This window comes from Streptococcus mitis (assembly GCF_001579035.1).
Taxonomy (GTDB): Bacteria; Bacillota; Bacilli; order Lactobacillales; family Streptococcaceae; genus Streptococcus; species Streptococcus mitis_J.
The window spans coordinates 411472-412577 of record NZ_KQ970285.1; the positions used below are offsets into that span (position 1 = coordinate 411472).

The window sequence follows — 1106 nt, forward strand, 5'->3', positions numbered from 1 at the left end:
CTACGCTCGGATTGGCTATCTGCCTGAGGAACGCAGTCTCATGCCTAAATTGACAGTCCTTGAACAAGTTCGTTACTTGGCGACTCTAAAAGGTATGGATGCCAAGGAGGTCAAGGAAAAACTCCCTCAATGGATGAAGAGGTTGGAAGTGAAAGGGAAGCTGACAGATAAAATCAAGAGTCTGTCAAAAGGAAATCAGCAGAAGATTCAGCTCATCATTACTCTGATTCATGAGCCAGACTTGATTATCCTGGATGAGCCTTTCAGTGGATTGGACCCAGTCAATACAGAATTGCTCAAGCAAGTCATTTTTCAAGAAAAAGAACGTGGGGCAACCATCATCTTTTCTGACCATGTCATGACCAACGTCGAGGAGCTTTGTGACGATATTCTCATGATCCGAGATGGCCGTGTGGTCTTGCATGGACCAGTTCAGGATGTCCGAAATCAATACGGGAAAACGCGTCTCTTTGTTTCAAGTGAACGAAGCAAGGAAGAATTGGAAAAACTTCCTCATGTTAAACAGGTGAGCTTGACCAAACAAGGCAGTTGGAAATTGATTTTGGAGGATGAGAGTGCTGGAAGGGAACTCTTCCCGATCTTGACTCAGGGGCAATATATCGCAACCTTTGACCAACAAGCGCCAACAATCGATGAAATCTTTAAACTAGAATCAGGGGTGGAAGTATGAGAAATATGTGGGTTGTAATCAAGGAAACCTATCTTCGACATGTCAAATCGTGGAGTTTCTTCTTTATGGTGATTTCGCCGTTCCTCTTTTTAGGAATCTCTGTAGGAATTGCCTATCTCCAAGGCTCTTCAATGGCTAAAAATGATAAAGTGGCAGTAGTGACAACAGTGCCATCTGTAGCAGAAGGACTGAAGAATGTAAATGGTGTTAACTTTGACTATAAAGACGAAGCAAGTGCCAAAGAAGCAATTAAAGATGAAAAATTAAAAGGCTATTTGACCATTGATCAAGAAGATAGTGTTCTAAAGGCAGTTTATCATGGCGAAACATCGCTTGAAAATGGAATTAAATTTGCAGTTACAGGTACACTCAATGAACTGCAAAATCAGCTTAATCGTTCAACGGCCTCCTTGTC

2 protein-coding genes are annotated in these 1106 nt (G+C 42.0%); both read left to right on the plus strand.

Features of this window, described 5'->3' with window-relative positions; all coding sequences use genetic code 11:
• Positions 1-691, plus strand: a 691-nt coding sequence (locus SMIDD26_RS02060) for an ABC transporter ATP-binding protein (RefSeq protein ID WP_061438749.1), incomplete at its 5' end; no start/stop codon positions are given.
• The coding region (locus tag SMIDD26_RS02065) for an ABC transporter permease (RefSeq protein WP_134990104.1) at positions 688-1106 on the plus strand (419 nt) is incomplete at its 3' end. The genes SMIDD26_RS02060 and SMIDD26_RS02065, both read left to right, overlap by 4 nt.